Below are 8,532 nucleotides of genomic sequence, written 5' to 3' on the forward strand. Positions count from 1 at the left end.
ACGGCAATTGTTCCCTACCTGTTCGCATGAGACAATGAGCAGCAATCTGCCCTCCCCTGCGCCCGGAAGCGATGCGATTCCCGCTTACGCGGCGCGATTGAACCCGCCCCAGCGCGCTGCCGTGCTGGCCACGGAAGGCCCGGTGCTGATGCTGGCGGGTGCGGGCACCGGCAAGACGGCGGCGCTCACCTCGCGCCTCGCGCACCTTGTGGCGACGGGACGCGCCTATCCCAGCCAGATTCTCTGCGTCACCTTCACCAACAAGGCCGCGCGCGAGATGCGGGAACGGGTGGCGCACCATCTCGGCCCGCAGGCGGAGGGGCTGCCGTGGCTCGGAACCTTCCATTCGATCTGCGCCAAGATGCTGCGCCGCCATGCCGAACTGGTGGGGCTGCAGCACAATTACACCATCATCGATACCGACGATCAGATCCGCCTGCTGAAGCAGCTGATCACCGAGGCCGAACTGGACGAGAAACGCTGGCCCGCGCGCCAGCTCGCCGGCCTGATCGATCGTTGGAAGAACCGCGGGCTCAACCCGGAGGATCTCGATGCAGTGGAGAATGAGGCCTATGCCAATGGACGCGGCGTGGCCCTTTATGGCCGGTATCAGGAGCGGCTGAAGCAACTCAACGCCTGCGATTTCGGCGATTTAATGCTGCACATGCTGAACATCCTGCGCGACCATCCCGATATCCTCACCGATTACCAGCGCCGCTTCCGCTACATCATGGTGGACGAATATCAGGACACCAACGCGGTGCAGTACCTGTGGCTGCGCCTGCTGGCGCAAGCGCACAAGAACATCTGCGTAGTGGGGGATGACGACCAGTCGATCTATTCCTGGCGCGGGGCGGAAGTCGCCAACATCCTGCGGTTTGAAAAGGATTTTCCCGGCGCGCAGGTGATCCGGCTGGAACAGAATTACCGCTCAACCCCGCACATCCTCGGCGCGGCTTCGGGCCTGATCCGCGAAAACAGCCAGCGTCACGACAAGACGCTGTGGACCGAGGTGAACGGCGGCGACAAGGTCAAGGTCATCGGCGTGTGGGACGCGCCCGAGGAAGCACGCCGCGTGGGTGAGGCGATCGAACGGCTGGAGCGCGAAGGCGCACCGCTGGATCAGGTCGCCATCCTTGTGCGCGCACAATACCAGACCCGCGAGTTCGAAGACCGCTTCATCCAGATCGGCGTGAACTACCGCATCATCGGCGGTTTCCGCTTCTACGAACGCGCCGAGATCCGCGACGCGCTGGCCTATCTGCGCCTGATCGCGCAGCCGCAGGACGATCTCGCTTTCGAGCGTATCCATAACCAGCCCAAGCGCGGGCTTGGCGCCAAGGCGCTTGAGGCGATGCACAGCCACGCGCGCCGCACCGGCCTGCCGCTCGCCGCGGCCGCCTTGCAACTGGCCGATAGCGACGAATTGCCCAAGCGCGCGGCCGCAACCATCGGCGGGTTGATGCGACAATTCCTGCACTGGCGCGAGGAGGCCGAACGGCTCACCCCGGCGGACCTGCTCAGGCTGGTGATGGAAGAATCGGGCTATAACGCCATGCTTTCCGCCGACCGTTCGCCCGAAAGCGCGGGGCGCGCGGAAAACCTCTCCGAACTCGCCCGTGCGATGGAGGATTACGAGAGCCTCGGCGATTTCCTCGAACATGTCAGCCTGGTGATGGACAATGACCGCGCCGACGAGGGCGAGCGGGTGACAATCATGACGATCCACGCCGCCAAGGGGCTGGAGTTCGACAATGTCTTCTGCGTCGGCTGGGAGGAAGGCGTGTTCCCCTCGCAGCGTGCGATCGACGAAGGCGGGCTTGCCAGCCTCGAGGAGGAACGCCGCCTCGCCTATGTCGCGATCACCCGCGCACGGCGGCGCTGCACGATTCTCCACGCCGCCAACCGCCGCATCTATGGGCAATGGACCAGCAGCATCCCCTCGCGCTTTATCGAGGAATTGCCACAAGAACATATCGATCAGGAAACCACGCTCACCGGCGGGGCATCGCTGTGGCGCGCCAACTGGAGCGAGCAGGAAGACCCCTTCGCCCATGTCGCGCGCGATCATCCGGCCAAGGCCCAGACCCGCGGCCCCGGCTGGCAACGCGCGCTGACATCGGGTTACGAGACGAAACCTGCGCGAGTGCGCGAAAATACCCGGTCAGCGGCGAGCTTCGCCGCCCCAGCGCGCAGCGACATCGCAATCGGGGCGATGGTCACCCACGACAAGTTTGGTACCGGCTGCGTGATCGATCAGGAAGGCAACAAACTCACCATCCTGTTCGAGGATGCGGGCGAAAAGCGCGTGCTCGACAGCTTCGTGAAGGTGGTGGGTTAAAGCGCGGGCTGATTGCCGACCGGCTTGCCCTTACCCGGACGGTAACGCGCTTCGAACGGGCGGGCGAGTTCCCCGATAAAATCGCGCGTGCCTTCGGCGATACCCGTTTCGCAGTCGAGATAGGGCGCCGGATCGACATAGGTGCCGAACAGCTTGTCCCACAGCGTGATGGTGTTGCCGTAATTGAACCCCATCAACTCCTCGTCGCGGATGTGGTGCAGGCGATGCGCCGCGGGCGAGATCAGCACTTTGCCCACCGGCCCCAGCGTCCAGGGCACATCGGCATGCACGAAATAGCCCCACCACGTGCGCAGGACCAGCGCGGCGGCGATGGCCCAGAAGGGCAATCCCAGCAGCAACACCGGAACCGTGTCGACCGCCATGCTAAGCGCGGCGCCAAGCGGGTGCTTGCGATGCAGGCTGAGCCAGTTCATCGCTTCGTCTGCGTGATGGGTCGCATGGATCGGCCACACGCTGCGCGAATGTTCGGCGCGGTGGCGCCAATAGGCCGCAAAGTCGATCACAACGATTGCAGCGATGAGCGACAGGCCGACCGGAATTTCATCCCACAAGGCGACGAGCGCGGTGTTACGCGGCACCAGATCATGCCCCGTCATCAACGGCACAGCCAGCAAAGGGGCCACCACCAGCGCATTGACCAGCAAGAGGTATAGATTGGTGACGATCTCGTTGCGGGCGCGTTTAAGCCCGGCAAGAACCGCGCGGCGTTTCATCACCAACGCGAGCAGGCCGAACACCACGGCGACCGGGATCATCCCGGTTAAGAGTGCGCGTGCCGCTTCGAGAAAATTGTCCCACACCCCGCTGCCTTAGCGCCCGAAGCGCCAAGAAACCGTTAAGCCCGCAGGGCGCGCGACGCGGAGACGGTTCAGCCGAAGCCGATATCGAGGAAAGCCGGACGCGGGCCGTTCCATTCGCCTGCGGGAACAGGCTCTGCGTCCTCGTTGTATCGGCGCGCGCGAGGCTGGCGCTCTTCACGTTCCTCGCGCTCGCGACGCGGCTTCTTCGGCCGCTCGTCATGGGGGGCACGCTCTTCGCTTTCTTCCCGCGCACGGCGCGGCTTGCGTTCGGGACGTTCCTCGCGGGGCTGCTCGGTCTTGGCGGCCTCTGCGCGGGCGATGACTTCGCTCAGATCGACCCGCACGTCGTCCTTGCCGAACACCTTGATTTCGCTGCCGGTCAGCTTCTCGACATTGCCAATCGCTTCGGCGTCTTCCTCAGAAACGAAGGTAAATGCGCGTCCCTTGGCTCCGGCACGGCCGGTGCGGCCAATGCGGTGGACGTAATCGTCAGGGTGCCACGGCGTGTCGAAATTGAAGACGTGGGACACGCCCTTGATGTCCAGCCCGCGCGCGGCGACGTCGGAGGCGACGAGGATGTTGACCTCGCCGCTCTTGAAGCGTTCCAGTTCCTGCAGACGGCTGGTTTGGTCCATGTCGCCGTGAATCTCGCTCGACCGGAAACCATGGCGTTTTAAGCTCTGGTTGAGCTCGCGCACCGTGGTCTTCTTGTTGGCGAAGATGATGGCGGTCTCGACCAGGTCGTTTTCGAGGAACCAGCGCAGCGTCTCGCGCTTGGCGCGGCTTTTGACCGGCACCTTGAAGGCGGTGATGTCGGCATTGGTCGAAGCCGCGCGGCTGACCTCGATCCGCTTGGGATTGGTCAGGAACTTCTTGGCCAGCTTTTCGATCGGCGGCGGCATGGTGGCCGAAAACAGCATGGTCTGGCGGGTTTCGGGCAGCTTGGAGCAGATGAACTCGATATCGGGAATGAAGCCCATGTCGAGCATCCGATCGGCCTCGTCGATGACGAGCAGCTCGCAGCCGTTGAGCAGGATCTTGCCGCGCTCGAACAGGTCCATCAGGCGGCCGGGTGTCGCGATCAACACGTCGACGCCTTCATCGAGCGCCTTCAACTGGTCACCCATCTGCACGCCGCCAATCAGCAGCGCCATCTTCAGATCGTGGTTCTTGCCGTATTTCTCGAAGTTCTCGGCCACCTGCGCTGCGAGTTCGCGGGTCGGTTCGAGGATCAGCGAGCGCGGCATTAGAGCGCGGCGGCGGCCGGCGGCCATCACGTCGATCATGGGGAGCACGAAGCTCGCGGTCTTGCCCGTGCCCGTCTGGGCGATGCCGATGAGATCCCTCATCATCAGCACGGTCGGGATGGCCTGGGCTTGGATCGCGGTCGGCTGGGTGTAGCCCGCGTCCTCCACGGCTTTGAGCAATTCGGGCGAAAGGCCGAGATCGGCGAAGGTCATGCGTTTTGTGGTGTCCGGATAGGCGGGCAGGAATGCTGCCGGGATTACTGCCTTTGGCCGCGCAAACGGTGCAATCAGGCTCGCGGGCGTTTCTCTCAACCGGGGGCAAAAGTCAAGGAATCGCGTGCGTCCTGTGCCGGAGAATCACTCGCGCACTTCGACGAGCTGGCGCATCGCTTCCACCTCGCACCGCATACCGGTGCGCGACTGGAGCTTGTCGCGATCAACGCACAGCCGCCCGTCCTTGTTCTTTTCGACGTAGAAGCCGGAATAAAAGTCGCGCGCACGGCACGATTTTTCGAGATTGACCGATATCATCCGCTGATCGCGCAGAAACAGCACAAGCCGATTGCCGCTACCGGTCTGGACACCGGCAATCCCTTCCAGCGGCACGCATTTTTCCTTGCGCGCCTCTTCAAAGCGGGGCGCGATCGCACGTTGAGGAAGCTGCGCCAGCATGTTCTGCCGCGCGGCCGGCGGCTGCGGCGCGATGCGTACCACGACGCGCTGCTCGATCCGGATCTGGCGTGCGCTCTGCTGCCCGCGGAGCGCCGAAAGCGGGTTGATGCGCGGCGCATCCTCCATCGCCGATGCTGCGCATTGCGGGGCGGAAGGCGCCGCCGGATCATCCACCGCCCGCACGCCCACCCCCGCCGTAAACGGCAGAATCATCGCCAGAGGCGCTGTCAGGGTGAACAGGCTATGCATGGCGGGCGAAGGTTTCTCCTCGAAGGTGCAGAGGCCCTGAACGCGCAGGTGCGAGCGATGTCACGCCTAACAAATGCAATTGAACCGTGGCTTAACTGACGGGCAGTCCGATGCAAAACCTCTGGCGCATTTGCGGCAGACTGTGGCATGTGCGCAACAATGAATACGCTCTCCGCAACGACCGCCTTTCTCGATGAAGCCGCCGATCTGCTCGGCCCGCGCGGGCTGACCACCGATCCGGAACGGATGGATGCGTGGCTGACAGACTGGCGCGGGCGTTACACCGGACGCGCGCTGGCCATGGCGTCGCCCGCCTCCACCGACGAGGTCGCCGCACTGGTGAAGCTCTGCGCAAGGCACCGCGTGCCTATCGTGCCGCAAGGCGGCAACAGCGGCATGGCGGGCGGCGCGACCCCCGACGAGACGGGAACCGCACTGCTGCTGAGCCTGCGGCGGATGGACGCTATCCGCAGCCTCTCGCCCGAATCCGGACAGGTCGTGGCCGAGGCAGGCGTCATTCTCCAGCACCTCCACGATGCGGCGGAAGATGCTGGGATGCGTTTCCCGCTGACGCTGGGCGGCAAGGGATCGGCCACCATCGGCGGGCTGGTTGCGACCAATGCAGGTGGCACGCAGGTGCTGCGCCACGGCACCATGCGCGGGCAGGTGCTGGGACTGGAGGCGGTGCTGGCCGACGGTTCGGTGTTCAATGGTCTCGTCCCGCTCAAGAAGGATAATCGCGGCTTCGATCTCAAGCAGTTGCTGATCGGTTCGGAAGGCACACTCGGGATCGTCACCGCCGCCTGCCTGCGCCTTTTGCCCGCACCCATCGGGCGGGTGACAGCCTGGATCGGACTGGATGGCATCGTCGAGGCGCGCACGCTGCTGCGACATGTCGAGCGCGACATGGGAGAGGCACTGGAAGGCTTCGAGGTGGTGCCGGCGCATTGCCTCGACAGTGTCCTTGCGCACCTTCCCGACGCCCGTTCGCCGCTGGCGGGCCGTCACAAGTGGAACGCGCTGATCGAATGCGTTTCGGCCGGCGCCGACAGCGCCGCCCTGCGCGAGCGGTTCGAAACGAGCCTCGCCGCCGCGCTCGAGGCGGGCATGTTCGAAGACGCGGTCATTGCCGCAAACGAAAGGCAGGCCGAGGATTTCTGGCTGCTGCGGGATTCGATCTCCGCCGCCGAACGCGCGATAGGCCCTGCGATGCAGCACGACATATCGGTACCGGTCGAACGGATGCCCGAATTCATCCTTGCTGCCAGTCCCGCAATCGAGGCGACCTTCCACGGCACCCGCGCGGTGGCTTTCGGTCATCTCGGAGACGGAAATGTGCATTTCCACGTCCTTGCGCCCCCCGGTTCCGTGCGCGGAGAGTGGGAGGAGAGCGCCGGAAAGGACGTCAGCGCACGGGTTTACGATCTGGTGTGCGAATGGGGCGGGTCGATCAGCGCCGAACACGGGATCGGGCAAATGAAGGTGCCCGAACTCGCCCGCCTGCACGATCCGGTGGCGCTGTCGATGATGCGCAGCGTGAAGCTGGCGCTCGACCCGCTCGGGTTGCTCAATCCTGGCAAGCTGGTGATCGCGTCCCCTGCGGCTTGCGCCTAGGTCCGCAAACGCTTACAGGCCGCCCTCGTCCGGCGGGGGGATCCTGCCGCAGGGATCACCCATAACTGATTTTCTCGGAGACGAATTCATGGCCAGCGCGCCGCAACCGCAACTTCCGCTTTTCTACAAGGACCTCCTGCCGCTCAACAGCCGCGATCACGCCGACTGGAAGGTTGGCACGATGGAGGACGCCGCGTTTCTCGCCCAGACCCATGCCGTGCCGCTGACCAGCGACGAGTTCATCGACGCCCAGCGCCACTTCCCGATCGTGTTCACCGCCGGCGACAACCCGCTGCCGATCGCGCTGTTCGGGCTGAACGAAGGCGTCAACACCTTCATGGGCGACGACAACAAGCTGACCAGCGCCGTCTATGTCCCGGCCTATGTGCGTCGTTATCCCTTCATGCTCGCGAAGCTGCGTCCGGAGGCAGAGGATCTGTCGCTGTGCTTCGATCCGACCGTCGGCATCATCGGCAAGCGTGACGAAGGCCTCGCCCTGTTCAACGACAAGGCCGAGCCGACCGAATACACCCAGGGCGTGCTCGAATTCTGCCGCCGCTTCGAAGAATCGGGCCAGCGCACCAAGGCGTTCATGGACGAGCTGCAGAAGCTCGACGTGCTGATGGACGGCGAAATCTCGATCACCCGCAACGACCAGCCCGAAAAGCCGTTCGTCTATCGTGGCTTCCGCATGGTTGACGAAAACAAGCTGCGCGAACTGCCGCTCGACACGCTCGATGCGCTGAATAAGAACGGTATGCTGATCCTGATCCACGCCCACCTGTTCTCGCTCAACCTGATGCGCACACTGTTCGAACGCCAGATTGCGCTGGGCAAGATGCCCGTGGCACCGGCTGCGGTGAACTGATTGCTTTCCTCCGCCGCGCAAGGTGGGGAGAGACGGAAAATTCTGGCGGGCGGCTCTGCTTGAAAAGGGGCCGCCCGCTTTCCATATGCGCAGCGTCGGCAGGGCGATCCCTCATGCGCCTGTCGATAAGGCGCTGATACAAGCGCAATTCCCCTGAACCTAGGCCACCCCTTGCGCATCCCCCTCACGCGAAGGGGGGGGTATAGTGATCATCACCAAAAGATGGAGATCTGACCACAGGGTTGGCTCTCACTTCGACATGCTAACTCTGATTGGCCAGAGGCTGGTATCGAAAGAACTCAACTCGGCCCTGAAGCTCAGGGTCGAGCTTCACGTAGACCCCTTGGTATCTACCATTGGTGTCCTCCAATTGTCGTGACAGGCCTTTTCCAAGGTCAGAACTTACATGCACCATGTAAATTGGACGGCCCCGTCGCTCGCAGGCATCGATGACAGCTCGGACCAAGATGGTGGTGTCAGCAGGAGACTCTCCGATGAGGTCAACTCCGAGGGGCTCTGGTCGGGGCTGGCTTCCAAGCAGTGTCGCGAGGCCCTCGGCAATTTCATCCAGACGTGCCATAGTTACCTCATCGAACGCGTATGATCTGCCCCCTTCTGAGTGGCCCAATTTCTATTTTAGAATTGGTCACGAAGGAGGAATGGAATGGCAAGGAAGCACAGGCCGGAAGAGATCATCGGCAAGCTGCGTGAAGCGGAGAT

6 protein-coding genes are annotated in these 8,532 nt (G+C 63.5%); 3 read left to right on the forward strand and 3 right to left on the reverse strand.

Annotated elements, in window-relative coordinates:
- The first annotated feature begins 34 nt into the window (after positions 1-34).
- A complete protein-coding gene (locus tag OIK40_RS02860; protein WP_273676024.1) occupies positions 35-2,341 on the forward strand; it encodes an ATP-dependent helicase in 2,307 nt (768 codons plus the stop codon).
- Here the strand turns inward: OIK40_RS02860 and OIK40_RS02865 are convergent.
- The 3 genes from OIK40_RS02865 to OIK40_RS02875 all read right to left on the reverse strand — a co-directional run bounded on the left by OIK40_RS02865 (position 2,338) and on the right by OIK40_RS02875 (position 5,330).
- Positions 2,338-3,162: a sterol desaturase family protein gene (locus OIK40_RS02865; RefSeq protein WP_273676025.1), complete on the reverse strand. Its 825-nt coding sequence runs from the start codon at positions 3,160-3,162 to the stop codon at positions 2,338-2,340. The genes OIK40_RS02860 and OIK40_RS02865 overlap by 4 nt on opposite strands.
- Before the next feature lie 68 nt (positions 3,163-3,230).
- Positions 3,231-4,622, reverse strand: a complete 1,392-nt coding sequence (locus OIK40_RS02870; RefSeq protein ID WP_273676026.1) for a DEAD/DEAH box helicase — start codon at positions 4,620-4,622, stop codon at positions 3,231-3,233.
- Between the two features lie 144 nt (positions 4,623-4,766).
- Positions 4,767-5,330, reverse strand: a complete 564-nt coding sequence (locus tag OIK40_RS02875) for a hypothetical protein (RefSeq protein WP_273676027.1) — start codon at positions 5,328-5,330, stop codon at positions 4,767-4,769.
- 159 nt (positions 5,331-5,489) lie between these two features.
- On the opposite strand from OIK40_RS02875, the gene OIK40_RS02880 reads away from it, so the two are divergent.
- Both OIK40_RS02880 and OIK40_RS02885 read left to right on the forward strand, forming a co-directional pair.
- Positions 5,490-6,944 carry an FAD-binding oxidoreductase gene (locus tag OIK40_RS02880; RefSeq protein ID WP_273676028.1) on the forward strand — a complete coding sequence of 485 codons (1,455 nt, stop codon included), beginning with the start codon at positions 5,490-5,492 and terminating at the stop codon, positions 6,942-6,944.
- An 88-nt stretch (positions 6,945-7,032) separates the two neighbouring features.
- Positions 7,033-7,812, forward strand: coding sequence for a SapC family protein (locus OIK40_RS02885; RefSeq protein ID WP_273676029.1), 780 nt, complete (start codon positions 7,033-7,035; stop codon positions 7,810-7,812).
- The last annotated feature ends 720 nt before the right edge of the window (positions 7,813-8,532 follow it).

It is taken from the genome of Erythrobacter fulvus, from assembly GCF_028595285.1.
Classification (GTDB): domain Bacteria; phylum Pseudomonadota; class Alphaproteobacteria; order Sphingomonadales; family Sphingomonadaceae; genus Erythrobacter; species Erythrobacter fulvus.